Here is a 21,963-nt window from a genome sequence, read left to right as displayed (position 1 = left end):
TGGCTTGACCGGTGACTGGTGACCAGCGGCTGGTGACTTGTGGCCGGTGACCAGTGGCCGGTGGCTAGTTGCGGAAGAAGTCGACGGCGAGGCGGTTGAACTCGTCGAACTGCTCGGTCTGCGCCCAGTGGCCGCAGTGCGGGAAGACGTGCAGGCGCGCGTCCGGGATGGTCTTGAGGGCGACCAGGGCGCCGTCGAGCGGGTTGACGCGGTCCTCGCGGCCCCAGGTGAGGAGCGTGGGCGCGGTGATGCGGTGGGCCTCGCGCCACAGCATCGTGTCGGCCGGCCACTTGGCGAAGGACGCGGCCATGCGGTCGTTGCCGAGCTTGGCCTCGGGGTCGGTGGCCTGCGCGTAGCGCTCCTCGACGAACGCGTCGGTGACGATCGAGGCGTCGTACGCGAGAGTGGTGAGGAAGTCCCGCATCATGGCGCGGGTCGGCTCGCCCGAGCCGTTGAACGCGAAGAGCTTCTTGATGCCCTCGGTCGGGTCGGGCGCGAACAGGTTGACGGAGATGCCGCCCGGGCCCATCAAAAGGAGCTTGCCGACCTTGTCCGGGTGGTCGAGGGCCATTCGGGTCGCGGTGCCGCCACCGAGTGAGTTCCCGACGAAGTGCGCCTGAGGTATGTCCAGTTCATCCATGAGGGCGGCCACGGCGTCGGCCGCGTAGGAGAAGAAGTCCTTGGTGAGCTCGGGCTTGTCGGAGGCGCCGTAGCAGGGCTGGTCGATCAGGAGGGTACGGAAGTGCTCGGCGAACACGGGCAGGTTGCGGCCGAAGTTGGACCAGCCGGAGGCGCCGGGGCCGCCGCCGTGCAGCATGATCACGACGGGGGTGTCCGTGGAGCCCGGGCCCGCCTCGTGGTAGTGGAGAGTGAGGTCCGCGGCCTTGCTGGTCCGCGAAGTCCCCTCGTAAGTAAGGGAGTTCACCGTATCTGTAGAGGTGCTCACAGCATCGTGTCCTGGATGTCGAGGCCGAGGGCGCTCTGGCCGGAGAGGACGAGGGCGCGCTCGGGGTCGTTGGCGGCGTGGCCGCGGCCGGTGTGGACGTCGCGCCAGGCGCGCTGGACCGGGTGGGGGCCGCTGCGCATGGCGCCGCCGCCCGCGTTCTCCATGAGCAGGTCGACGGCGGCTACGGCGCGTTCGGTGGCGAGGACCTGGTCGCGGCGGGCGCGGGCGCGCAGCGGCATGGGGAGTTCGTCACCGCGTTCGGCGCAGGCGTACAACTCGTTGATGTTGCGCTGGAGTTGAAGTCCCGCGGCGTCGATGTCGGAGGCGGCGCGGGCGATGCGGACCTGCGCGAAGGGGTCCTCGGCGACCTGCTGGCCGTAGGAGACGCGGAAGCGCTTGCGGGTGGCCTCCACGTACGCGTCGAGGGCGCCCTCGGCGATGCCGACGATGGGGGTGGAGATGGTGGTGGTGAAGACGGCGGCGTACGGGAGGCGGTAGAGCGGCTCCGGGTTGACCTCGTGACCCGGCACGTTCAGGGCGGTGACCGGGCCGAAGCTGAGGGCGCGGTGCTCGGGCACGAACACGTCCTCGCACACGACGTTGTTGGAGCCGGTGCCGCGCAGACCGACGGTGTCCCACACGTCGTCGATGCGGTACTCGGCGCGCGGCACGAGGAACGTCCGCATGTCGACGGGCCGGCCGTCCGCGTCCAGGACGAGGCCGCCGAGCAGCGCCCAGTCCGCATGGTCGCAGCCGGAGGAGAAGCTCCAGGAGCCGCTGATGCGGAAGCCGCCCCCAACGGGGGTGACCTTGCCGGTCGGCGCGTACGAGGAGCAGATCCGGGTCGACGGGTCGGCGCCCCACACCTCTTCCTGAGCGCGAGGGTCGTAGAGCGCGACGTGCCAGGGGTGCACGCCGACGACGGACGCGACCCAGCCGGTGGAGCCGCACGCCCGGGCGATCTCGCGGACGGCGGCGTAGAAGACGGCCGGGTCGGCGGCGAATCCGCCGTGGGCCCGGGGCTGGAGGAGCCGGAAGAAGCCGGTCTGCTCAAGGTCCTTGATCGATGTGTCGGGCACCTTGCGCAGCGCCTCCGCCTCGGCGGCGCGTTCGCGCAGCGCCGGCGCGAGGGCGCGGACCGCTTCGAGTACGGCGGCTGCGGTGGCCGGGGATTCGCTCATGCGGGGGCCCTCTCCTGGGTGCGGGTTCGAGTGGCTGGACCGTACGCCCGCCTCCCGCGGGCCGAGAACGGGTGGTTCCCGCTGAGCGGGAACCACGGCGGGTTCCCCTGCTGTCGCCCGTGGGCTGCGTGGATGGCGCGCTCCGTTCACCGACCTGTCATGCCGGGCGACCGTAATGAGAGGGTCGACCTTTCCCGTCGGCCTTTCCCGTCGGCTTTCACGTCGGCCTGTCCCTTCGGCTTCTGGAGCACTGTGAACACCCCTCGCGCCCACGCCGGCGCGCCCACCCGCGCGCTGCCCGTCGAACCCTCCGCCCTCCAGGCGGTGCTCTTCGACATGGACGGCACGCTCGTCGACACCGAGGACATGTGGCTCGAGGTCGTCGAGGCCGTGTCCGTGCGCCACGGCCGCCCCCTGGACGAGGAGGGCCGCACCGCGGTGCTCGGACGCTCGGTCGAGGACGCGGCGGACCTTCTGCACGAGTCCCTGGGCGCGCCCCGCGAGGACCTCGCGGACGAGCTGGGCAGGGACTTCACCGCCCGGATCGCCGAGGGCGCGCCGCCTCGGCCGGGCGCCCTCGGGCTGCTCGCCGCACTGCGCGCGGCGGGGGTCCCGACCGCCCTGGTGTCGGCGTCGCCGCGCGCGGTGGTGCGCCGGATCGCCGAGTCCCTCGACGGGCATGTCTTCGACGCGGTGTACGGGGCCGAGGACACGCCGCGCACGAAGCCGGCGCCGGACCCGTATCTCGCGGCGGCGGCGACCCTCGGCGCGGAGCCCGCGCGGTGCGTCGCGGTGGAGGACACCCCGACGGGGGTGGCGTCGGCGGAGGCGGCGGGGTGCGCGGTCCTCGCGGTCCCGTCGGTGCGGCCGATCGCCCCGGCCCCCGGCCGCACGGTCGTCGCCGATCTCACGGCGGCGGATGTGGAGCTGCTGCGGTCGCTCGTGGCGGGCGCGGTGTAACGGCGACGGGCGCGCCGAAGCGGGCGGCGCGACGGCGATAGGCGTACCTCTGCGCACACCCAGAGGTACGCCTGGAGGTATGCCGAACCGAAATACATAGCTCCCGGCTCTTCCCCTGGGTCGCGGGCGCATGGCAAGGTCGGCGCGAGGTCGTCAACGCGCCCGCAATGTCGCGGATGCGCCCTGTTGTCCTGGGGGTTCAGCCATGCCCGAGCAGACCGGGTTCGTCGAGGGCTCCGCGCCCTCGCTCCTGGAGAAGGCCGCGAAGGTGCTCGGCGCCTTCGACGGCGCGCAGCCGCGCCTCTCCCTCACCGAGGTGATCCGGCGCTCCGGAATCCCCCGGTCCTCCGCCCACCGCATTCTCGACCAGCTGGTACGGCTCGGCTGGCTCGACCGCGAGGGCCGCGACTACCGGATGGGCATGGGAATGCTCGAACTGGGCGCGCTGGCCGCCCACCACAACCGGCTGCGCCGGACGGCGCTCCCCCGGCTGCACGCGCTGCACGAGTCGACCGGGCACCTGGTGCACCTGTACGTCCTCGACGGCGCCGAAGTGGTCTGCCTGGAGCGGATCGGCGGCCTGCACGACACGTCGGTGCCCTCCCGGGTCGGCGGCCGCATGCCCGCGTACTGCACGGCCGCCGGCAAGGCGGTCCTCGCGTTCAGCGATCCGGCCACCGTCGAGGGCGTCCTCGCGCACGGGCTGCGCCCTCGCACGCCGCGCACCCTCACGCATCCGACCGCGCTGCGCTCCGCGCTCGCCGCGGCCCGCGACCGGGGCGTCGCCTTCGACCACGAGGAGAGCCACCGCGACGTCGTCTGCGTCGCGGCCCCGCTGCGCGGCGCGGGCCGGGCCGTCGCCGCGATCTCCCTGTCCGGCAAGGGCCTGACGGCCCAGCGCGACCTGGAACGCCTCGCGCCCGCCGTGCTCGCCTGCGCCCGCGCGGTCTGGCGCGACCTGTACGGGCCCGGGCGCGCGACCCGCTCGGCGCCGCCCCCGAGCTGCGCGCCGGGCGTCTCCGAGCAGGCGATGGACAACATGATGGGGTGGCTGCGGACGAGCGAGTGGATGTAGGCCCGGCTCTGCGGTCCGGGCCCGCCGTACTCGCGCGGGCCGGGACGCCTCAGGAGTACGTGACCCCCACCGCGTCCGACACCGGCAGCGCCTGGCACGCGAGGACGTACCCCTCGTCGAGGTCCCGCTGGTCGAGGATCTCGTTGCGCGCCATCGTGACCTCCCCCTTGGTGACCCGGCAGCAGCACGCGCTGCACGCGCCCTCGCGGCACGAGAAAGGGGCGTCGACACCGGCGGCGAGCAGGGCGTCGAGCAGGGGCGTCCCGGCGGGCCACGCCACTTCCCGCTCCTCGCCGTCGAGTTCCACGTGCAGCCGGTGGCCGTCACCGGCCAGTTCGACCGGGTCCACTCGCTCGGCGAACACGTCGTCGCCGAGCGAGAAGTACCGCTCCCTGCGCACGGACCGCCCGCCCACCGCCCGTAGCGCCTGCTCGGCCGCGTCCATCAGGGGCGCGGGCCCGCACAGGTAGGCGTCGCGGCCCGCGTACGGGGCGAGGGGTGCACGCAGGGCGGCAGCCGTGGGCAGGCCCTGGAGGGTTTCCAGCCAGTGCACGACGGTGAGCCGGCCCGCGAACTCGACTCCCAGGAGCCGGAGTTCCTCGCGGAAGATGACCGACTCCTCGTCGCGGTTGGCGTACAGGAGGGCGACCCGGCCGCGGCCCGCGGCGAGGGCCGACTTGGCGATGGAGACGACGGGCGTGATGCCGCTGCCGCCCGCCACGAGCAGCAGGTTCCCGTCGAGGTCGGGCGGCGTGAACGTGCCGGCGGGCGGCAGGACCTCCAGCTCGTCGCCGGGTGCGACACGTTCGCACATCCAGCCCGACCCGACTCCCCCCGCGACCCTCTTCACCGTCACCTTCATGGGCTCGCCGGTGTGCGGGGAGCTGGCCAGCGAGTAACAGCGGGCCCCGCCACCCGGCAGTCTTACGGTCATGAACTGACCGGGCTTGTACGGGAGTTGTGCGTCCAGGACGAGGGAGACCGCGTCGGCCGTCTCCCGTATCACCTCGGCGACCCGGACCCTCAGGCTAGGCATCCGCGACCTCCAGGAGTCCGCTCACGACCGCCACGTCGATGCTCGCCCGCAGGGGCGCGCAGCCCCGTACCCGCGCGCTCAGCTCGCCGGCCGCGACGCGCTCCGCGATGATCGGGCAGACCTCGGCCGCAGCCTCGGTCCACTGGATCTGTGTGTGGGCGGCGCTGAACTTCTCGCACAGGACCTCGTTTCCGCAGGCCGCACACCGGACGGGCCGCATCAGTCGGCCTCCCGGCGGGCGAGGTTCTCCTCGACCTCCGCGCGCCAGGCGGCGGTCGCGCGCTCGGTGTCGATCTCGAACTCGAAGCGCCGCACCATCTCGTCCTTGACGTCGCCGGCATCCACGTAGAACTGCTCGTACCAGCGGCGCAGTTGATAGACGGGGCCGTCCTCCTCGGTGAGGAGGGGGTTGTCGATACGGGTCTTGCTCCGCCAGATCTCGACGTCCTGCTCGAAGCCGACCGCGAGGCCCTCGGAGGTGAGCCGGGCGGCTTGGGCGGCCTGCTCGTCAGTCATGCCGGGCAGCTTCCTGACGATCGCGCCGTACATGAGCATGAAGCTGTTCTCGTCGATCGGGTAATGGCAGTTGATGAGGACGGACTCCATCTCGACACCGCCCCCGACATCGCTCCACAGCTTGTCGATCATGTACGAGGGGCCGAAGTACGAGGCGTCGGAGCGCAGGCCGCCGCCGGTCGACAGCGTGCCGAGCTCGACGTCGCCGCGCGGCGTGGACTCCATGTACTGGGTGGCGACATGGCCGTCGAAGATGTTCTTGAAGTAGTTCGGGAACGCGTAGTGGACGTAGAAGAAGTGCGCCATGTCGACGACGTTGTCCACGATCTCGCGGCAGTTGGAGTTCTCGACTCGCAGGGCGCTCCAGGACCAGTTCGACCACTCGGGGCTGCCGAAGCCCTCGATCTCCGGGATGGTGACGCCGGGCGGGGGCTCGTTGCCCTCGGGGTCGTGCCACACGTAGAGCTGGCCGTTGCGTTCGAGGGTGGTCCAGGCGCGGGTTCTGGCGCGCGGCGGGACGCGTCGCGCGTACGGGATGCCGGCGCAGCGCCCGTCGCCCGCCCAGCGCCAGTCGTGGAACGGGCAGGCGACGGCGTCACCCTTGACGGTGCCGTGGGCGAGGTTGCCGCCCATGTGGGGGCAGTACGCGTTGAGGACGTGCAGGCGGTCGGGACCTCCCGCCGCGGGCTCCCCCCGGAAGACGACGAGCTTCGTGCCGAACGCCTCGATCTCGTGCGGGCCGCCCTCGCGGAAGGCGGTGGCCAGGCCCAGGCAGTGCCAGCCGCGGGCGTAGCGGGCCGGCGGTGCGGCGGCCTCGATGACGCGGACCTCTTGCTGCTGTGCGGTCATGTCGCGTGTCCTGCCCTTCAGTCGCGTGCCGCGAGTTCGACGGCGATGTCGATGAGCTGGTCCTCCTGGCCGCCGACGAGGCGGCGCTCCCCGGCGCGCAGCAGGATCTCGGCGCCGGAGACGCCGTAGCGCTCCGCCTGCCGGTAGGCGTGCTTGAGGAAGCTGGAGTAGACGCCGGCATGCCCCATCAGGAGGGACATCCGGTCGAGCAGGCACTCGTCGTCCATGACGGGCCGCACGACGTCCTCGGCCGCGTCGATGATCTTCAGTACGTCGATGCCGGTGCGGAGGCCCATCTTGTGGCAGACGGCGGCGAACGCCTCGACGGGCGTGTTGCCCGCGCCCGCGCCGAGCCGCCGCGTCGAGCCGTCGATCTGCAGCGCTCCGGCGCGCACGGCGGCCACGGAATTGCCCACGCCCAGGCCGAGGTTCTCGTGACCGTGAAAACCGACCTGCGCGTCGTCGCCCAGCTCGGCGACGAGCGCGGACACCCGGTCGGTGACATCGTCCATGACCAGGGCGCCGGCCGAGTCGACGACGTACACGCACTGGCAGCCGGCGTCGGCCATGATCCTGGCCTGGGCGGCGAGGCGCTCCGGGGTCGTGGAGTGCGCCATCATCAGGAATCCGACGGTCTCCAGGCCCATCTCCCGCGCGAGGCCGAAGTGCTGGACGGAGATGTCGGCCTCCGTGCAGTGCGTCGCGATGCGGCACACGCTCGCGCCGTTCGCGTGCGCGGCCCTGATGTCGTCCTTCACGCCGAGGCCGGGCAGCATCAGGAACGCGATGCGCGCCTGCCGCGCCGTGTCGACGGCGGCCTTGATGAGCTCCTGCTCGGGCGTCTTCGAGAACCCGTAGTTGAAGGACGAGCCGCCCAGGCCGTCGCCGTGCGTGACCTCGATGACGGGGACGCCCGCGCCGTCGAGGGCGCCGACGATGCTGCGCACGTCGTCGGCGGTGAACTGGTGCCGCTTCGCGTGCGAACCGTCGCGCAGCGAGGAGTCGGTGACGCGGATGTCGAGCGTCTCTGAGTACGGCTTCACTTGCTGATCCCCTTTGCGAGCTCCTCGCCGACCTTCGTCGCGGCGGCGGTCATGATGTCGAGGTTTCCTGCGTACGGCGGCAGGAAGTCGCCCGCGCCCTCCACCTCCAGGAAGATCGCGACGCGCGCCATGCCGCCGTTCATGGGTGAGGGGCCGTCGAACTGCGGTTCCGTGCGCAGCCGGTAGCCGGGTACGTACGTCGCCACGCTCTCGGCGATCTCCTTCACGGAGAGGGTGATCGCGTCCCGGTCGGCGTCCTCGGGGATGGCGCAGAAGACGGTGTCGCGCATGATGACGGGCGGCTCCGCCGGGTTGAGGATGATGATCGCCTTGCCGCGCGCGGCGCCGCCGATCTCCTCGATGCCGCGGGACGTCGTACGGGTGAACTCGTCGATGTTCGCGCGGGTGCCGGGCCCCGCGGACACCGAGGCGACGGACGCCACGATCTCCGCGTATGCGACGGGAACGACGCGTGAGACCGCGTACACCATGGGGATGGTGGCCTGGCCGCCGCAGGTGATCATGTTGATGTTGGGCGCGTCGAGATGCGCGGTGAGGTTCGCGGGCGGAACCACGGCGGGGCCGACGGCGGCCGGGGTCAGGTCGATGGCCCTGATGCCGAGTTCGGCGTAACGGGGGGCGTTGGCGCGGTGGACGTAGGCGCTCGTCGCCTCGAAGACGAGGTCGGGCCGCTCGTCCTGGGCGAGCAGATGCCTGACGCCCTCGTGGCTCGCCTCGACCCCCAGCTTCCGCGCCCGCGCGAGGCCCGCGCTGTCGGGATCGACGCCGATCATCCAGCGCGGCTCGATGTACGGGGAGCGGTGGAGCTTGTGGAGGAGGTCGGTGCCGATGTTCCCGGAGCCGACGATCGCGGCGGTGGCCTTCTTCGCAGTCATACATACCTCAGCAGAGTCAGCGGACCCGTCGGGGTCATCGGAACGAGAGCGATACGGCGCCGAGTCCGGTGAACTCGGCGGTGTAGGTGCGGCCCGCTTCGACATCGACGGCGCGGGTGCAGGAGCCGGGCAGGATGACGTGCCCCTTGCGCAGGGGCACGCCGAAGCGGGCGACGGTGCGGGCCAGCCAGGCGACGGAGCCGGCGGGGTCGCCGAGCACGGCGTCACCGCGGCCCTGTGCGAGTTCGTCGCCGTCGCAGGTGAGCCGCGCCTCGACGGCTTTCAGATCGAGGTCGCGCGGGTCGCGGCCCTCGCCGATGACGTAACCGGCGGACGAGGCGTTGTCGGCGATCGTGTCGGCGATGGTGATGCGCCAGTCGGCGATCCGGCTGTCGATCAACTCCAGGGCGGGCACGACGCGTTCGGTCGCGGCGAGGACGTCGGCCGGGGTGCAGCCCTCGCCCGGGAGGTCGTCGCCGAGTACGAATCCGATCTCGACCTCGACGCGGGGCGCGCAGTACCGGACGGTGTCCACGGGCCGGTCCTCGCGCAGCTCCATGTCGTCGAGGAGATGGCCGTAGTCCGGCTCGTCGACGCCCATCATGCGCTGCATCACCGGCGACGAGAGACCCACCTTGTGCCCGGTGACCTGGGCACCCAGGGCGGTCCTGTGCCGGATGTTGATCAGCTGGATCTCGTAGGCGTCCTCGGTGCCGATGCCCTCGAACGCGCCGGCCAGGGGCGCGACGGGGCTGCGGCCGAGCTCGGCGCGACGCAGCAGCGCGGCGACCTCCTGCCGACTCCGGACGTCAAGCATCTCGGCTCCTTGGGGTGGCGGTCTGACCCGCGGTGCGGTGCACCGCGGTGGGCCAGACGGTAGGTCGGAGCCGGGACGTGGAGGGAGGCCGGATTCCCGCTCAGCGGGAAGGTGACGCAGCTCAGCGGGAAGGTGCCGGCGGGCCCGTAGGGGCGGGGGCACGCCCCTACTGCGGCTTCACCCGCTCCCGTACACCGCCCCCGGAACCTCCGCCCTGCCGAGGAGTTCCCTCGCCGCCTCCCCGGCCTCGGCCGGGGTCCAGCGTGCCGCCTTGTCGGCGGTGGGGCCCGGGCGCCAGCCCTCCATGACCGTGATGCGGCCGGCCTCCGCCTCGAAGACGCGGCCGGTCACGCCGTCGCTCGCGGCGGAGCCGAGCCACACCACCACCGGCGACACGTTCTCCGGGGCCATCGCGTCGAAGCCGTCCTCGGGGGCGGCCATCGTGTCGGCGAACGTGCGCTCCGTCATGCGGGTGCGGGCCGCCGGCGCGACCGCGTTCACCTGCACCCCGTACCGCCCCATCTCCGCCGCGGCGACCAGGGTCAGGCCCACGATGCCGGCCTTCGCCGCGCTGTAGTTGCCCTGGCCCACCGAGCCGAGCAGACCCGCTCCCGACGACGTGTTCACGACCCGGGCCAAGGGTGTCCTGCCCGCCTTCGCCTCCGCGCGCCAGTGCGCCGCCGCGTGCTTCAAGGGCAGGAAGTGGCCCTTGAGATGCACCCGCATGACCGCGTCCCAGTCGTCCTCGTCGAGGTTGACCAGCATCCGGTCGCGGAGAAAGCCGGCGTTGTTGACCAGCGTGTCCAGGCGCCCGAAGCTGTCGAGGGCCGTGGCGACGAGGGACGCGGCGCCCTCCGTGGTCGCGATGTCCCCGCCGTGGGCGACCGCCTCGCCGCCCAGGGCCCGTATCTCCTCGACCACTTGGGCCGCCGGACTGTCCGGCGCCGGGGCCCCGTCCAGGCCCACCCCCAGATCGTTGACCACGACCCGTGCGCCCTCGGCGGCGAACGCCAGCGCGTGCGCGCGCCCCAGGCCACGCCCGGCCCCCGTCACGACCACGACCCGCCCCGCACACAGCCCTGAACCAGCACCCGCACCCATGTCCGCTCCCGTGCCCTTCTCCATGTCACGCCTCCTTGTTGACAGTTGCCGCGTCCAGGAACGCCGGCCGCTCCCCGCCTCCGTGCACCAGGAGGCTCGCCCCCGTGATGTACGACGCCGTGTCCGAGGCGAGGAACACCGCCGCGTCCCCGATCTCCGACGGTTCGGCGAGGCGGCCGATCGGCACCGTGCGCCCCACCGCCGCCACGCCTTCCTCGTCCCCGTAGTGCAGATGGGACAGCTCGGTGCGCACCATCCCGAGGACCAGCGTGTTCACCCGTATCTCGGGCGCCCACTCCACCGCCATCGAGCGTGCAAGGTTCTCCAGGCCCGCCTTGGCCGCCCCGTAGGCCGCCGTGCCCGGGGAGGGTCGCGCGCCACTCACGCTGCCGATCATCACGACGGCGCCGCGCGTACGCCGCAGTTGCTCCCGCGCGGCCAGCGACGCGGTCATCGGCGCCGTGAGATTGAGCTCGACCACGCGCGCGTGCCGCTCCGCGTCGGACTCGCCGAGCAGCCGGTACGGCGTGCCTCCCGCGTTGTTCACCAGCACGTCCACCCGGTCGAGGCCCGCGAAGAAGCGCCGTACGGCCGGACCGTCCCGCAGGTCGACCGGTATGAACTCGCAGCCGGGCAGCGGCTCTTCGGGGGGTCTGCGCGCACACACCACGACATCCGCCCCCGCCCGCACGAACGCCGCCGCGATCCCGGCCCCGACGCCCCGCGTGCCCCCGGTGACGACCGCGACCTTCCCCCTCAGGGGCCTTGAGCTCAGATCCATGCCATCCACCCCAGGTCCATTCCGCTCGTCCCCATCGCCTGCTACCTTCCTACCAAACAAACGTTAGGTGGAAAGGTAGCTGAACGCCATGGGTGTCTCCACCTCCTCACCCGAAAAGGGGATCGCCGTCGTCACGGTGGACTTCCCTCCGGTCAACGCGCTGCCGGTGCGGGGCTGGTACGACCTGGCCGACGCCCTGCGCGCGGCGGGCCGCGACCCGGACGTGCGCTGCGTCGTCCTCGCCTCCGAGGGCCGGGGGTTCAACGCGGGCGTCGACATCAAGGAGATGCAGCGCGACACGGCGTCCGGCGGCCACAGCGCCCTCATCGGCGCCAACCGCGGCTGCTACGAGGCCTTCGCGGCCGTGTACGAGTGCGAGGTGCCGGTCGTCGCCGCGGTCAACGGCTTCTGTCTGGGCGGCGGCATCGGCCTCGTGGGCAACGCGGACGCGATCGTCGCCTCGGACGACGCCACGTTCGGCCTCCCCGAGCTCGACCGCGGAGCGCTCGGCGCCGCGACCCATCTCGCCAGGCTCGTGCCGCAGCACCTGATGCGCACCCTCTACTACACCTCGCGCACGGCGACGGCGCAGGAACTGCACGCGCACGGTTCCGTCTGGAAGGTCGTGCCGCGGGCCGAACTCCGGGCCGCCGCACTGGACCTGGCCCGCGAGATCGCCCGCAAGGACGGCTCGCTCATCCGCCTCGCCAAGGCCGCGATCAACGGCATCGACCCCGTCGACGTACGCCGGAGCTACCGCTTCGAGCAGGGCTTCACCTTCGAGGCGAACCTCAGCGGCGTCGCGGACCGCATCCGCGACACGTTCGGCACAGACGCAGGCACAGACACAGGCACAGACACAAGTGCTGCCGCAGGCACGGACACGGCAACCAAGGGGGAAGCCAAGTGACGGACAAGACCATGACGCCCGAGGACGTCGTCGCCCGCCTCCGCAGCGGCATGACCATCGGCATCGGTGGCTGGGGCTCGCGCCGCAAGCCCATGGCCCTCGTACGGGCCCTGCTGCGCAGCGACGTCACGGATCTGACCGTCATCGCGTACGGCGGCCCGGACGTCGGCCTGCTCGCCGCCGCCGGGAAGATCCGCAAGCTGGTCACGGCCTTCGTGACCCTCGACTCGATCCCGCTCGAACCGCACTTCCGCGAGGCCCGCCAGCGCGGCGCGTTCGAGCTGACGGAGGTCGACGAGGCGATGTTCATGTGGGGCCTGCACGCCGCGGCGAACCGGCTCCCCTTCATCCCGGTGCGGGCCGGCATCGGCTCGGACGTCATGCGCGTCAACCCGGCGCTGAAGACGGTCGGTTCGCCGTACGAGGACGGGGAGACGCTGGTCGCGATGCCGGCGCTGCGGATGGATGCGGCGCTCGTCCACATGAACCGCGCGGACCGGCACGGAAACGGCCAGTACCTCGGCCCCGACCCGTACTTCGACGACCTGTTCTGCGAGGCGGCCGACACGGCGTACGTGTCGTGCGAGGAGCTGGTGGAGGGGTTCGGCGACGTCGGGGACGCCGTTCCGCAGACCCTCCTCGTCAAGCGGCACGCGGTCACCGGCGTGGTCGAGACGCCGAACGGCGCGCACTTCACGTCGTGCGTACCCGACTACGGGCGGGACGAAGCATTCCAGAAGCTGTACGCGACCACGCCCTGGCCCGAGTTCGCCGAGCGCTTCCTGCCCGCGCGCGGCGACGAGAAGAGCTACCAGGAAGCCGTACGGACCTGGCACGCGGAGCGCGAGCAGCCCGCCGGAGCCACAGCCACACCGGCGACAGCAGCCCCGGTAACAACAACCACCACTCCCGCCACCACCCTCACCCGCGCCGAATACTGCGTCATCGCCTGCGCCGACGCCTGGCGCGACAGCGGTGAGATCCTGGCGAGCCCCATGGGCCTGATCCCGTCCGTCGGGGCCCGCCTCGCCAAGCGCACCTTCTCCCCCGACCTCCTCCTCACCGACGGCGAGGCGATGACCGTGGGGCTCGACGGGGAGCCGGAGGGCTGGCTTCCGTACCGTCAGCACCTCACCATGGTCACCGGCGGCAGGCGCCACGTGATGATGGGCGCGAGCCAGATCGACCGGCACGGCAACCAGAACATCTCGTGCATCGGCGACTGGGACCGCCCCGCCCGCCAACTGCTCGGGGTCCGCGGCGCACCCGTCAACACCCTCAACAATCCGGTGAGTTACTGGGTCCCGAAGCACTCCGCGCGCGTGTTCGTCGAGAAGGTCGACATGATCAGCGGGGTCGGGTACGACAGCGCCGCCGCGGCGGGACCGTCGGCGACGCGATACCACCGCATCCCGCGCGTCGTGTCGAACCTCGGCGTCTTCGACTTCGAGACGCCGGACCGCTCGATGCGCCTCGCGTCCGTGCACCCCGGGGTCACCGTCGACGAGGTGATCGCGGCGACGGGCTTCCCGCTCGTCCTGCCGGACGGGGGCGACGTGCCGTACACGCGCGAGCCCACCGCCGAGGAGCTCCGGCTGATCCGCGAAGTCATCGACCCGAAGGGCCTGCGCGACCGCGAGGTCAGGCCCGTATGAGCGACTCGACCATCGAGACGGCGTTCACCGAGCTGGTCGGCGTGCGCCACCCGCTGGTGCAGACCGGCATGGGCTGGGTCGCGGGCCCGCGCCTCGTGTCGGCGTCGGCGAACGCCGGGGCGCTCGGCATCCTCGCCTCCGCCACCATGACCCTCGACCAGCTCAGGTCGGCGGTGCGCGAGGTGAAGTCCCGTACGGGCGAACCCTTCGGGGTCAATCTGCGCGCGGATGCCGGTGACGCGCGGGACCGCGTGCGGGTGATCATCGACGAGGGTGTGCGGGTCGCCTCGTTCGCGCTCGCGCCGTCCCGTGACCTGATCGCCGAGCTGAAGGACGCGGGCGTCGTCGTCATCCCCTCCATCGGTGCCCGGCGTCACGCCGAGAAGGTCGCAGCGTGGGGCGCGGACGCCGTCATCGTGCAGGGCGGCGAGGGCGGCGGCCACACGGGGGACGTCGCGACGACGGTGCTGCTGCCGCAGGTCGTGGACGCCGTGGACATCCCGGTGATCGGCGCGGGCGGGTTCCACGACGGGCGCGGCCTGGTCGCGGCCCTCGCGTACGGCGCGGCCGGCGTCGCCATGGGCACCCGTTTCCTGCTCACCTCCGACTCGACCGTCCCGGACGCGGTGAAGGCGAGATATCTGGCGGCCACGGTCCAGGACGTCACCGTGACGACGGCCGTGGACGGTCTGCCGCACCGCATGCTGCGTACCGATCTCGTCAACTCACTCGAACGGGCGGGCCGCACGCGCGCGCTCGTGCAGGCCGTGCGGCGGGCCGCCGGGTTCAGGAAGCTGTCGGGCCTGAGCTGGCCGCAGATGGTCCGCGACGGGCTGGCGATGAAGCACGGCAAGGAACTGTCGTGGAGCCAGGTCCTGCTCGCCGCGAACACCCCCATGCTCCTCAAGGCGTCCATGGTCGAGGGCCGCACCGACCTCGGTGTCATGGCATCGGGCCAGGTCGCGGGGGTGATCGAGGACCTCCCGAGCTGCGAGGAACTCGTCACCCGCGTGATGACCGAGGCCCGGCACGTGCTCGGCACCCTGCCTACCCCAGGGTGATCCCGCTTCCCGCAAGGGAGTTCAGCGATGCCACGCACTGTGTCCAGACGCGCCCTCGTCGGCGCCGCGCTCACCACCCTGACGGCCGCGGCCGTCGCACCCGGTGCCGCCGCGGCCGGACGGCGTCCGTACCAGGACCCGCCGATCCGGCACATCCCGCTCCAGGGCGCGGTCAACGTCCGTGACGTGGGCGGCTGTCGGGCCCTCGGCGGCGGTCGCGTCCGCCACGGGCTCGTCTACCGCGCCGATGCCCTGTCCAAGCTCACCGACGCCGACGTCACGACGCTCTCGGGCCTCGGTCTGCGCCGGGTGATCGACTACCGGGTGCCGGTGGAGGTCCAGTACGACGGCGCGGACCGCCTCCCCGCCGGCCTCACCCCGGACTCGCGACCGGTATCGGACAACGGCCTGTACGCGCAGATGATGGCCGCCATCAGTTCCAAGGACCCCGTGCGGCAGGAGGAGATGCTCGGCGGCGGCCGGGCGGCCGCCTTCATGCGGAGCGTGTATCCGCGGTTCGTGTCGGACGCGGACAACCGCGCGCGGTTCGCGGCCACACTGCGCGACGCCGCGTACGGCACCGGCGGCCGGGGCGCGCTCCTTTACCACTGCACGTCGGGGAAGGACCGCACAGGCTGGACGACGTACGTCCTGCTGCTCCTGCTCGGCGTGCCCGAACGGACCGCCGTGGACGACTACTTGGCGTCGAACACCTTCCGCGCCGCGTACGACGCGAAGGTGCGCGACGGGCTGAAGCAGTCCGGCATGATGCTCGACCCGGACCTGCTGATCCCCCTCCAGGAGGTCCGCACGGAGTATCTGTCGGCGGCCGTCGGCCAGGCGCGGGCGGACTACGGAAGCCTGGGCCGGTACGTCTCGCAGGGGCTCGGCCTCGACCTGGACACCGTCGCGGCCCTGCGCCACCGGCTGCTCGACTGACGCGAACGCGAGACTGACGCGAACGCGAAGCGGGGCGGTGGGGCGAGGCTGTTCGCCTCGTCCCACCGCCCCGCCGCTCGGCTGGAGTACCGCTTACGCGGCCGCGCCGCGCCCGGCGTCACGCGGACCGCGCCGCGCCCGGCCGCCGCGCCCGCCGGCGCTCTGACCGGCGCCGCCCTGCCCGGGACCGCCCTGGCCACGGCCGCCCTGGCCTCGGCCACCGGCGCCCTGGGAGCGACCTCCCTGGACGGCCTGGCCGCGCCCGCCGCCCTGGCCGCCGCCTTCGCCGCGCCCGGCCTGCGCGCGCCCGCCCTGGGCACGCCCTGCCTGGCCGCCGCCCTGGCCGCGTCCGCTGCCGCCACGGCTGCGCCGCGGCTTGCGGGCACCGGAGGCGGCCGGAGCGGTCGGCTCCGGGACCTCGATGACGGCGGGGACGCCGGAGGGCTCCCGCGCGCCGGTGATGCGGACGAGCTCTTCGTCGGTGGACTTGACCTGGGTGGTCTCCGGGCGGATGCCCGCGTCCCGCATGAGGCGCGTGACGTCGCGCTTCTGCTCGGGCAGGACCAGCGTGACGACGCTGCCGGACTCGCCGGCGCGGGCGGTGCGGCCGCCGCGGTGCAGGTAGTCCTTGTGCTCGGTCGGCGGGTCGACGTTCACGACGAGGCCGAGGTCGTCGACGTGTATGCCGCGGGCGGCGACGTTCGTGGCGACGAGGGCCGTGACCCGGCCGTCCTTGAACTGTTCCAGGGTGCGGTTGCGCTGCGGCTGCGAGCGTCCGCCGTGCAGCGGCGCCGCGAGGACTCCGCTGGCGAGGAGCCGCTTGGCGAGCCGGTCGGCGGACCGCTTGGTGTCGACGAAGAGGATCACGCGGCCTTCGCGGGCGGCGATGCGCGCGGTGACGGCCTTCTTGTCGGTCTCGTCGAGCACGTGGAGGACGTGGTGCTCCATCGTGGTGACGGCGCCGGCCGACGGGTCCACGGAGTGGACGACCGGGTCGGTCAGGAACTGCCGGACGAGCCGGTCGACGTTCCGGTCGAGCGTCGCCGAGAACAGCATGGTCTGGCCACCCGGGGCGACCTGCTTGAGGAGCGCCGTGACCTGCGGCATGAAGCCCATGTCGGCCATCTGATCGGCCTCGTCGAGGACGGTGATCCGCACCTCGGACAGGTCGCAGTCGCCGCGCTCGATGAGGTCCTTGAGGCGGCCGGGCGTCGCCACGACGACGTCCGCGCCGCGGCGCAGGGAGGACGCCTGACGAGAGATCGACATGCCGCCGACGACGGTGGTGAGACGGAGCCTGACGGCGCCCGCGTACGGCGTGAGGGCGTCGGTGACCTGCTGGGCGAGCTCGCGGGTCGGCACGAGGACGAGGGCCAGCGGCATGCGCGGCTCGGCCTTGAGGCCGGCCGTGCGGGCGAGCATCGGCAGGCCGAACGCGAGGGTCTTGCCGGAGCCGGTGCGGCCGCGGCCGAGGAGGTCGCGCCCCGCGAGGGAGTTGGGGAGGGTGGCGCCCTGAATGGGGAACGGCTCGGTGACGCCCTGCTCGGTGAGCGTCTTCAGAAGGCCGGCCGGCATGTCGAGCTCGGCGAACGTCGCGGCCGCGGGCAGCGCGGGCGTCGTGTTCTCCGGCATCGTGAATTCCTGCGGCGGCGTGGGCCGGCGCTCGGGAACGCGGCCCTTTCCGCCGGACCTTCCGCCCCGGGAATTCCTTCCGGCGTTTCCGGTACCCGCGTTTCCTGAAGCGGATGCGGACCGGTTGCGGGTCGGGCGGGGCGGACGTGCGGGGTTAGCCATGCGGGCATGCCTTCCTGGGCCTGGGCGGCCGGGAGCCGGTGGCCATCGACGCGTCTAGAGCCTGTCGTCACATTCCCGTCCGCCTGGAGGGCGGGCCGCCAGGCGGACGGGAATGTGACCACAGGCCCCACGGGGCCGCCGGCCTGGGGACAGCACGGGCCGGGGCCCGCACCTTCGCGGTGCGGACCCCGGCCGTGGGGTGCGTGATCCTGGGATCAAGCGGTGTTTCAGGCGGGGAGGATGTTCTCCGCCTGGGGGCCCTTCTGGCCCTGCGTGACGTCGAACGTCACCTTCTGGCCCTCCTGGAGCTCACGGAAGCCCTGGGTGGCGATGTTCGAGTAGTGGGCGAAGACGTCGGCGCCGCCGCCGTCCTGCTCAATGAAGCCGAAGCCCTTTTCCGAGTTGAACCACTTCACGGTTCCGGTGGCCATAACAATCTCCTTTACTGGGGCGGTACGGAAATCCGAGTCCTTCGAATCTCCAGTCGCACCATTGAGCCCCATCCGGAGTTGGCCCGGAGGACCGGCCGGAAAACAATAATGCGCCTGAGGAACATTCCCGTCAGGCGCACATAAAGTCTATGGGTACCAAAACTGCAACGTCATCGACCTTAGCACGACCCTCACGGGGCTACAGACGCTCGATGATCGTGACGTTCGCCTGGCCCCCTCCTTCGCACATCGTCTGCAGTCCGTAGCGCCCGCCCGTGCGCTCCAGCTCGTGCAGCAGGGTCGTCATCAGCTTCGCGCCGGTCGCGCCGAGGGGGTGGCCCAGCGCGATCGCTCCTCCGTTCACGTTCACCTTCTCCGGGTCCGTGCCCGTCTCCTTGAGCCAGGCGAGGACCACGGGGGCGAAGGCCTCGTTGATCTCGACGAGGTCGATGTCGTCCATGGACATGCCGGTCTTCTTCAGCGCGTACGCGGTCGCGGGGATCGGCGCGGAGAGCATGCGGATGGGGTCCTCGCCGCGTACGGAGAGGTGATGGACGCGGGCGCGCGGGGTCAGGCCGTGCTCGCGTACGGCGCGCTCCGAGGCGAGGAGCAGCGCGGCGGCGCCGTCGGAGACCTGCGAGGAACAGGCCGCGGTGATCGTGCCGCCTTCGACGACGGGCTTGAGGCCCGCCATCTTCTCCAGGGTGGTGTCGCGGCGGGGGCCCTCGTCGACGGTGACGTCCCCGTAGGCGGAGGTCTCACGGGCGAAGCGGCCCTCGTCGATGGCGCGGATCGCGCGCTCGTGGGAGCGCAGGGCCCACTCCTCCTGGTCACGGCGGGTGATGCCCCACTTGCGGGCGATGAGCTCGGCGCCGTGGAACTGGTTCACCGGCTGGTCGCCGTAGCGGGCGCGCCAGCCCTCGCTGCCCGCGAACGGGCCGTCGGTGAGGCCGAGGGGCTCGGCGGCCTGGCGGGAGGCGAAGGCGATGGGGATCTGCGTCATGTTCTGGGTGCCGCCGGCGACGACGAGGTCCTGGGTGCCGGAGAGGACGCCCTGCGCCGCGAAGTGCACGGCCTGCTGTGACGAACCGCACTGGCGGTCGATGGTCACGCCGGGGACCTCCTCGGGGAGGCCGGCGGCGAGCCAGGCCGTCCGCGCGATGTCACCGGCCTGCGGGCCCACCGTGTCGAGGCAGCCGAAGACGACGTCCTCGACGGCGGCGGGGTCGATCCCGGAGCGGGCGACGAGCTCCTTCAGGACGTGCGCGCCGAGGTCGGCGGGGTGGGCGGCGGCGAGGCCTCCCTTGCGCCGTCCTACGGGGGTGCGGACCGCTTCGACTATGTAGGCCTCGGCCATGACGGGTTTCCCTTCAGGGTTGGGTGGCGCGTACGGCGATGCCGTCCAGGACCATCGAGAGGTACTGGCGGGCGATCTCCTCGGGGCTGTGCTGTCCGCCGGGGCGGTACCAGGACGCGGCGACCCAGACGGTGTCGCGGACGAACCGGTAGGTGAGCCGGATGTCGAGGTCGGCGCGGAACACCTCGGCGGCGACGCCGCGCTCCAGGGTGGAGAGCCACGCCTTCTCGAACTTGCGCTGGGAGGCGGCCAGGAACTCGAAGCGCTCCTGGACGGCGAGGTGCTTGGACTCCTTCTGGTAGATGGCGACGGCGGCGCGGTGCCGGTCGATCTCGCGGAAGGACTCGGTGACGAGGGCCTCCAGGGTTTCCCTGGGGCCGAGCCGGGAGTCGAGGACGGAGTCGTATCCGTGCCACAGCTCGTCGAGGAAGGTCCGCAGGATCTCTTCGAGCATCGACTCCTTGGAGTCGAAGTGGTAGTAGAGGCTGCCCGCGAGCATGCCCGCGTGGTCGGCGATCTTGCGGACGGTGGTGGCGTTGTACCCCTGGGCGGCGAAGACCTCGGCCGCGGTGTCGAGGAGTTCGCGGCGGCGCTCGGGCGAGGCGGTCACCTGGGGCTTCTTCTTGGTAGGCACGGGTCCATTGTCGTCCTCACCGGCGCGCCCGCGGCGCTACGCATGCTGGCTGCTGACGGAGACGATCTCGCCCGTCATGTACGAGGAGTAGCCGGACGCCAGGAACACGATCACGTTGGCGATCTCCCAGGGTTCGGCGTACCGGCCGAAGGCTTCCTTCTCGGTGAGTTCGGCGAGGAGTTCGGCGGAGGTGACCTTCACGAGGTGGGGGTGCATGGCGAGGCTGGGCGAGACCGCGTTGACCCGGACTCCGTACTCGGCGGCCTCGATCGCGGCGCAGCGGGTGAGGGCCATGACGCCCGCCTTCGCGGCGGCGTAGTGGGCCTGTCCGGCCTGGGCGCGCCAGCCGACGACGGACGCGTTGTTCACGACGACGCCGTGGCGGCCGGTGTCGCGGAAGGAGCGCAGGGCGGCTCTCGTGCACCGGAACGTGCCGTTCAGCGTGACGTCGAGGACGCGCGTCCACTGGTCGTCGGTCATGTCGACGAGGTCCGAAGTGCCGCCGAGACCCGCGTTGTTGACCACGATGTCGAGGCCGCCGTGCGTTTCGGCGGCCAGCGCGAACAGGGCGCCGACCTGTTCCTCGTCGGTGACGTCGCAGGGCAGTGAGGCGACGTTCCCCGCGCCGAACTCGTCGGCGAGCGCCTGCTCGCTCTCCTTGAGCCTGCGGGCGTGCGCGTCACTGATGACGACGCGGGCGCCCTCTTCGAGGAACTTGCGTGCCGTCGCCCCGCCGATCCCGGCTCCGGCGGCCGCCGTGATGACGGCCGTCCGCCCCTTCAGCAGGCCGTGGCCCGGCACGTACTCGGGCTTCGCGCTCATACCCGCGCCTCCTTGGGCAGGCCGAGCAGGCGCTCGGCGACGATGTTCTTCTGGATCTCGTCGGATCCGGCGTAGATGGTGTCGGCGCGGGAGAAGAGGAACAGCCGCTGCCAGTCGTCGAGTTCGTACGGCTCGCCGGCGGCGATCGTGGACGCGGCACCGCACACGTCCATGGCGAGCTCGCCGAGGCCGCGGTGCCAGGCCGCCCAGTGGAGCTTGCCGACGGAGGGGTCGACGCCGCGCCGCGCGGAGGCCGCCATGGCTTCCAGGTCGATCCAGGCCTGGACGAGCCGGTCGCGAATCAGGGGGTCGGCGATCGCGCCGTTCCTCCTGGCCAGCGCCGCGAGGCCGTCCCATTCGCGGCGGAACCCGACCTGCTGGCCAAGGGTGGAGACGCCGCGCTCGAAGCCGAGGGTGGCCATCGCGATCCGCCAGCCGTCGCCGGGCTCGCCGACGACGTGGGACGCGTCGGTGCGGGCGCCGTCGAAGAACACCTCGTTGAACTCGCTGGTGCCCGTGAGCTGCACGATGGGGCGCACCTCGACGCCCGGCTGGTCCAGGGGTACGAGGAGGTAGGACAGGCCCGCGTGCCGTCGCGAGCCGGATTCGGTGCGGGCCACGACGAAGCACCACTGGGCCTCATGGGCGAGCGAGGTCCAGATCTTCTGCCCGTCCACGACCCACTGCGACCCGTCGGGTGAAAGGGCGCCTCTCGTGCGGACGTTCGCCAGGTCGGAGCCCGCGTCCGGCTCGCTGTAGCCCTGGCACCACAGCTCCTCGACCGCGACGACCGGCGGCAGGAACCGCTTCTTCTGCTCCTCGGTGCCGAAGGCGATGAGCGTCGGGCCGAGGAGCTGCTCCCCTATGTGGTTGACCCGGGCGGGCGCGTCCGCGAGCGCGTACTCCTCGTGGAACGCGATCTGCTCCTCGAGACTCGCGCCGCGGCCGCCGTGCTCGACGGGCCAGCCGACACAGGTCCACCCGTGCGCCGCCATGTGCCGCTCCCAGGCGAGCCGCCCCTCGAACGCCTCGTGCTCACGGCCCGGCCCGCCGCGGCCCCTCAACTCGGCGAACTCCCCCACGAGATGGTCCGCGAGCCAGGCCCGGATCTCGGCGCGAAACTCCTCGACGCTGCTCATGGACGTACGTTAACCTACCA

The 21,963-nt window shown here is 72.1% G+C and carries 22 protein-coding genes and 1 pseudogene; 7 read left to right on the top strand and 16 right to left on the bottom strand.

Features of this window, described 5'->3' with window-relative positions:
* Positions 1-64 precede the first annotated feature (64 nt).
* Complete coding sequence (gene hsaD, locus OG574_RS33535; protein ID WP_326776251.1) at positions 65-946, bottom strand: 4,5:9,10-diseco-3-hydroxy-5,9,17-trioxoandrosta-1(10),2-diene-4-oate hydrolase; 882 nt, start codon at positions 944-946, stop codon at positions 65-67.
* Positions 943-2,127, bottom strand: a complete 1,185-nt coding sequence (hsaA, locus tag OG574_RS33530) for a 3-hydroxy-9,10-secoandrosta-1,3,5(10)-triene-9,17-dione monooxygenase oxygenase subunit (RefSeq protein WP_326776250.1) — start codon at positions 2,125-2,127, stop codon at positions 943-945. Before hsaA ends, hsaD begins: the two co-directional genes overlap by 4 nt.
* A gap of 252 nt (positions 2,128-2,379) precedes the next feature.
* On the opposite strand from hsaA, the gene OG574_RS33525 reads away from it, so the two are divergent.
* Positions 2,380-3,087 carry an HAD family hydrolase gene (locus tag OG574_RS33525; RefSeq protein ID WP_326776249.1) on the top strand — a complete coding sequence of 236 codons (708 nt, stop codon included), beginning with the start codon at positions 2,380-2,382 and terminating at the stop codon, positions 3,085-3,087.
* 205 nt (positions 3,088-3,292) lie between these two features.
* A complete protein-coding gene (locus OG574_RS33520) occupies positions 3,293-4,162 on the top strand; it encodes an IclR family transcriptional regulator (RefSeq protein WP_326776248.1) in 870 nt (289 codons plus the stop codon).
* A gap of 49 nt (positions 4,163-4,211) precedes the next feature.
* On the opposite strand, the gene OG574_RS33515 is transcribed toward OG574_RS33520, so the two are convergent.
* The 8 genes from OG574_RS33515 to OG574_RS33480 all read right to left on the bottom strand — a co-directional run bounded on the left by OG574_RS33515 (position 4,212) and on the right by OG574_RS33480 (position 11,201).
* Complete coding sequence (locus tag OG574_RS33515) at positions 4,212-5,198, bottom strand: ferredoxin--NADP reductase (RefSeq protein ID WP_326776247.1); 987 nt, start codon at positions 5,196-5,198, stop codon at positions 4,212-4,214.
* On the bottom strand, positions 5,191-5,418 hold the full coding sequence (locus tag OG574_RS33510; protein WP_100592298.1) for a hypothetical protein: 228 nt from the start codon (positions 5,416-5,418) through the stop codon (positions 5,191-5,193). The genes OG574_RS33515 and OG574_RS33510 overlap by 8 nt, the downstream gene beginning before the upstream one ends.
* Positions 5,418-6,563 carry a Rieske 2Fe-2S domain-containing protein gene (locus tag OG574_RS33505; RefSeq protein WP_326776246.1) on the bottom strand — a complete coding sequence of 382 codons (1,146 nt, stop codon included), beginning with the start codon at positions 6,561-6,563 and terminating at the stop codon, positions 5,418-5,420. The genes OG574_RS33510 and OG574_RS33505 overlap by 1 nt, the downstream gene beginning before the upstream one ends.
* Positions 6,564-6,580: 17 nt before the next feature.
* Positions 6,581-7,606 carry a 4-hydroxy-2-oxovalerate aldolase gene (gene dmpG / locus OG574_RS33500; protein WP_326776245.1) on the bottom strand — a complete coding sequence of 342 codons (1,026 nt, stop codon included), beginning with the start codon at positions 7,604-7,606 and terminating at the stop codon, positions 6,581-6,583.
* On the bottom strand, positions 7,603-8,502 hold the full coding sequence (locus OG574_RS33495; protein ID WP_326776244.1) for an acetaldehyde dehydrogenase (acetylating): 900 nt from the start codon (positions 8,500-8,502) through the stop codon (positions 7,603-7,605). Before OG574_RS33495 ends, dmpG begins: the two co-directional genes overlap by 4 nt.
* A gap of 34 nt (positions 8,503-8,536) precedes the next feature.
* A complete protein-coding gene (locus tag OG574_RS33490) occupies positions 8,537-9,319 on the bottom strand; it encodes a 2-keto-4-pentenoate hydratase (protein WP_326776243.1) in 783 nt (260 codons plus the stop codon).
* A 177-nt stretch (positions 9,320-9,496) separates the two neighbouring features.
* Positions 9,497-10,444, bottom strand: a complete 948-nt coding sequence (locus OG574_RS33485; protein WP_326776242.1) for an SDR family oxidoreductase — start codon at positions 10,442-10,444, stop codon at positions 9,497-9,499.
* A 1-nt stretch (position 10,445) separates the two neighbouring features.
* Positions 10,446-11,201 (bottom strand): SDR family oxidoreductase, encoded by a 756-nt coding sequence (locus OG574_RS33480; RefSeq protein ID WP_326776241.1) that lies wholly within the window; start codon positions 11,199-11,201, stop codon positions 10,446-10,448.
* 88 nt (positions 11,202-11,289) lie between these two features.
* Between OG574_RS33480 and OG574_RS33475 the strand changes: the two genes are divergently transcribed.
* The 5 genes and pseudogenes from OG574_RS33475 to OG574_RS33455 all read left to right on the top strand — a co-directional run bounded on the left by OG574_RS33475 (position 11,290) and on the right by OG574_RS33455 (position 15,766).
* The gene (locus OG574_RS33475; RefSeq protein WP_326776240.1) at positions 11,290-12,111 is read left to right on the top strand and encodes an enoyl-CoA hydratase family protein; all 822 of its coding nucleotides are present in this window, start codon (positions 11,290-11,292) and stop codon (positions 12,109-12,111) included.
* A pseudogene (locus OG574_RS33470) lies at positions 12,108-12,959 on the top strand (CoA transferase subunit A); the annotation flags it as partial. The gene OG574_RS33475 and the pseudogene OG574_RS33470, both read left to right, overlap by 4 nt.
* 96 nt (positions 12,960-13,055) lie before the next feature.
* Complete coding sequence (locus OG574_RS33465) at positions 13,056-13,766, top strand: CoA-transferase subunit beta (RefSeq protein WP_326778716.1); 711 nt, start codon at positions 13,056-13,058, stop codon at positions 13,764-13,766.
* A gap of 11 nt (positions 13,767-13,777) precedes the next feature.
* Complete coding sequence (locus OG574_RS33460) at positions 13,778-14,827, top strand: NAD(P)H-dependent flavin oxidoreductase (protein ID WP_326778715.1); 1,050 nt, start codon at positions 13,778-13,780, stop codon at positions 14,825-14,827.
* A 27-nt stretch (positions 14,828-14,854) separates the two neighbouring features.
* Positions 14,855-15,766, top strand: a complete 912-nt coding sequence (locus OG574_RS33455) for a tyrosine-protein phosphatase (protein WP_326776239.1) — start codon at positions 14,855-14,857, stop codon at positions 15,764-15,766.
* Positions 15,767-15,859: 93 nt separating this feature from the next.
* Here OG574_RS33455 and OG574_RS33450 read toward each other — a convergent pair whose 3' ends face one another.
* The 6 genes from OG574_RS33450 to OG574_RS33425 all read right to left on the bottom strand — a co-directional run bounded on the left by OG574_RS33450 (position 15,860) and on the right by OG574_RS33425 (position 21,943).
* The gene (locus OG574_RS33450; protein ID WP_326776238.1) at positions 15,860-17,560 is read right to left on the bottom strand and encodes a DEAD/DEAH box helicase; all 1,701 of its coding nucleotides are present in this window, start codon (positions 17,558-17,560) and stop codon (positions 15,860-15,862) included.
* Between the two features lie 227 nt (positions 17,561-17,787).
* Positions 17,788-17,991 (bottom strand): cold-shock protein, encoded by a 204-nt coding sequence (locus tag OG574_RS33445; protein ID WP_042152846.1) that lies wholly within the window; start codon positions 17,989-17,991, stop codon positions 17,788-17,790.
* Between the two features lie 199 nt (positions 17,992-18,190).
* The gene (locus OG574_RS33440; RefSeq protein ID WP_326776237.1) at positions 18,191-19,348 is read right to left on the bottom strand and encodes an acetyl-CoA C-acetyltransferase; all 1,158 of its coding nucleotides are present in this window, start codon (positions 19,346-19,348) and stop codon (positions 18,191-18,193) included.
* A gap of 13 nt (positions 19,349-19,361) precedes the next feature.
* Positions 19,362-19,982 (bottom strand): TetR/AcrR family transcriptional regulator, encoded by a 621-nt coding sequence (locus OG574_RS33435; protein WP_100592289.1) that lies wholly within the window; start codon positions 19,980-19,982, stop codon positions 19,362-19,364.
* A gap of 36 nt (positions 19,983-20,018) precedes the next feature.
* Positions 20,019-20,804: an SDR family oxidoreductase gene (locus OG574_RS33430; protein WP_326776236.1), complete on the bottom strand. Its 786-nt coding sequence runs from the start codon at positions 20,802-20,804 to the stop codon at positions 20,019-20,021.
* A complete protein-coding gene (locus OG574_RS33425) occupies positions 20,801-21,943 on the bottom strand; it encodes an acyl-CoA dehydrogenase family protein (protein ID WP_326776235.1) in 1,143 nt (380 codons plus the stop codon). Before OG574_RS33425 ends, OG574_RS33430 begins: the two co-directional genes overlap by 4 nt.
* Positions 21,944-21,963: the final 20 nt, after the last annotated feature.

It is taken from the genome of Streptomyces sp. NBC_01445, from assembly GCF_035918235.1.
In the GTDB taxonomy this organism is placed as follows: Bacteria; Actinomycetota; Actinomycetes; order Streptomycetales; family Streptomycetaceae; genus Streptomyces.
The sequence above is the reverse complement of the archived record's forward strand: the minus strand, read 5'-3'. Positions and strand labels throughout refer to the sequence as shown.

Bases quoted from the DNA above. Each gene is read 5' to 3' on its own strand.
- OG574_RS33475 (WP_326776240.1), top strand. From the start codon at position 11,290: ATGGGTGTCTCCACCTCCTCACCCGAAAAGGGGATCGCCGTCGTCACG.
- OG574_RS33445 (WP_042152846.1), bottom strand. From the start codon at position 17,991: ATGGCCACCGGAACCGTGAAGTGGTTCAACTCGGAAAAGGGCTTCGGC.
- OG574_RS33510 (WP_100592298.1), bottom strand. From the start codon at position 5,418: ATGCGGCCCGTCCGGTGTGCGGCCTGCGGAAACGAGGTCCTGTGCGAG.
- hsaA (WP_326776250.1), bottom strand. From the start codon at position 2,127: ATGAGCGAATCCCCGGCCACCGCAGCCGCCGTACTCGAAGCGGTCCGC.
- OG574_RS33490 (WP_326776243.1), bottom strand. From the start codon at position 9,319: ATGCTTGACGTCCGGAGTCGGCAGGAGGTCGCCGCGCTGCTGCGTCGC.
- OG574_RS33450 (WP_326776238.1), bottom strand. From the start codon at position 17,560: ATGGCTAACCCCGCACGTCCGCCCCGCCCGACCCGCAACCGGTCCGCA.
- OG574_RS33425 (WP_326776235.1), bottom strand. From the start codon at position 21,943: ATGAGCAGCGTCGAGGAGTTTCGCGCCGAGATCCGGGCCTGGCTCGCG.
- OG574_RS33515 (WP_326776247.1), bottom strand. From the start codon at position 5,198: ATGCCTAGCCTGAGGGTCCGGGTCGCCGAGGTGATACGGGAGACGGCC.
- OG574_RS33485 (WP_326776242.1), bottom strand. From the start codon at position 10,444: ATGGAGAAGGGCACGGGAGCGGACATGGGTGCGGGTGCTGGTTCAGGG.
- OG574_RS33430 (WP_326776236.1), bottom strand. From the start codon at position 20,804: ATGAGCGCGAAGCCCGAGTACGTGCCGGGCCACGGCCTGCTGAAGGGG.
- OG574_RS33480 (WP_326776241.1), bottom strand. From the start codon at position 11,201: ATGGATCTGAGCTCAAGGCCCCTGAGGGGGAAGGTCGCGGTCGTCACC.
- OG574_RS33520 (WP_326776248.1), top strand. From the start codon at position 3,293: ATGCCCGAGCAGACCGGGTTCGTCGAGGGCTCCGCGCCCTCGCTCCTG.
- OG574_RS33495 (WP_326776244.1), bottom strand. From the start codon at position 8,502: ATGACTGCGAAGAAGGCCACCGCCGCGATCGTCGGCTCCGGGAACATC.
- OG574_RS33455 (WP_326776239.1), top strand. From the start codon at position 14,855: ATGCCACGCACTGTGTCCAGACGCGCCCTCGTCGGCGCCGCGCTCACC.
- OG574_RS33440 (WP_326776237.1), bottom strand. From the start codon at position 19,348: ATGGCCGAGGCCTACATAGTCGAAGCGGTCCGCACCCCCGTAGGACGG.
- OG574_RS33505 (WP_326776246.1), bottom strand. From the start codon at position 6,563: ATGACCGCACAGCAGCAAGAGGTCCGCGTCATCGAGGCCGCCGCACCG.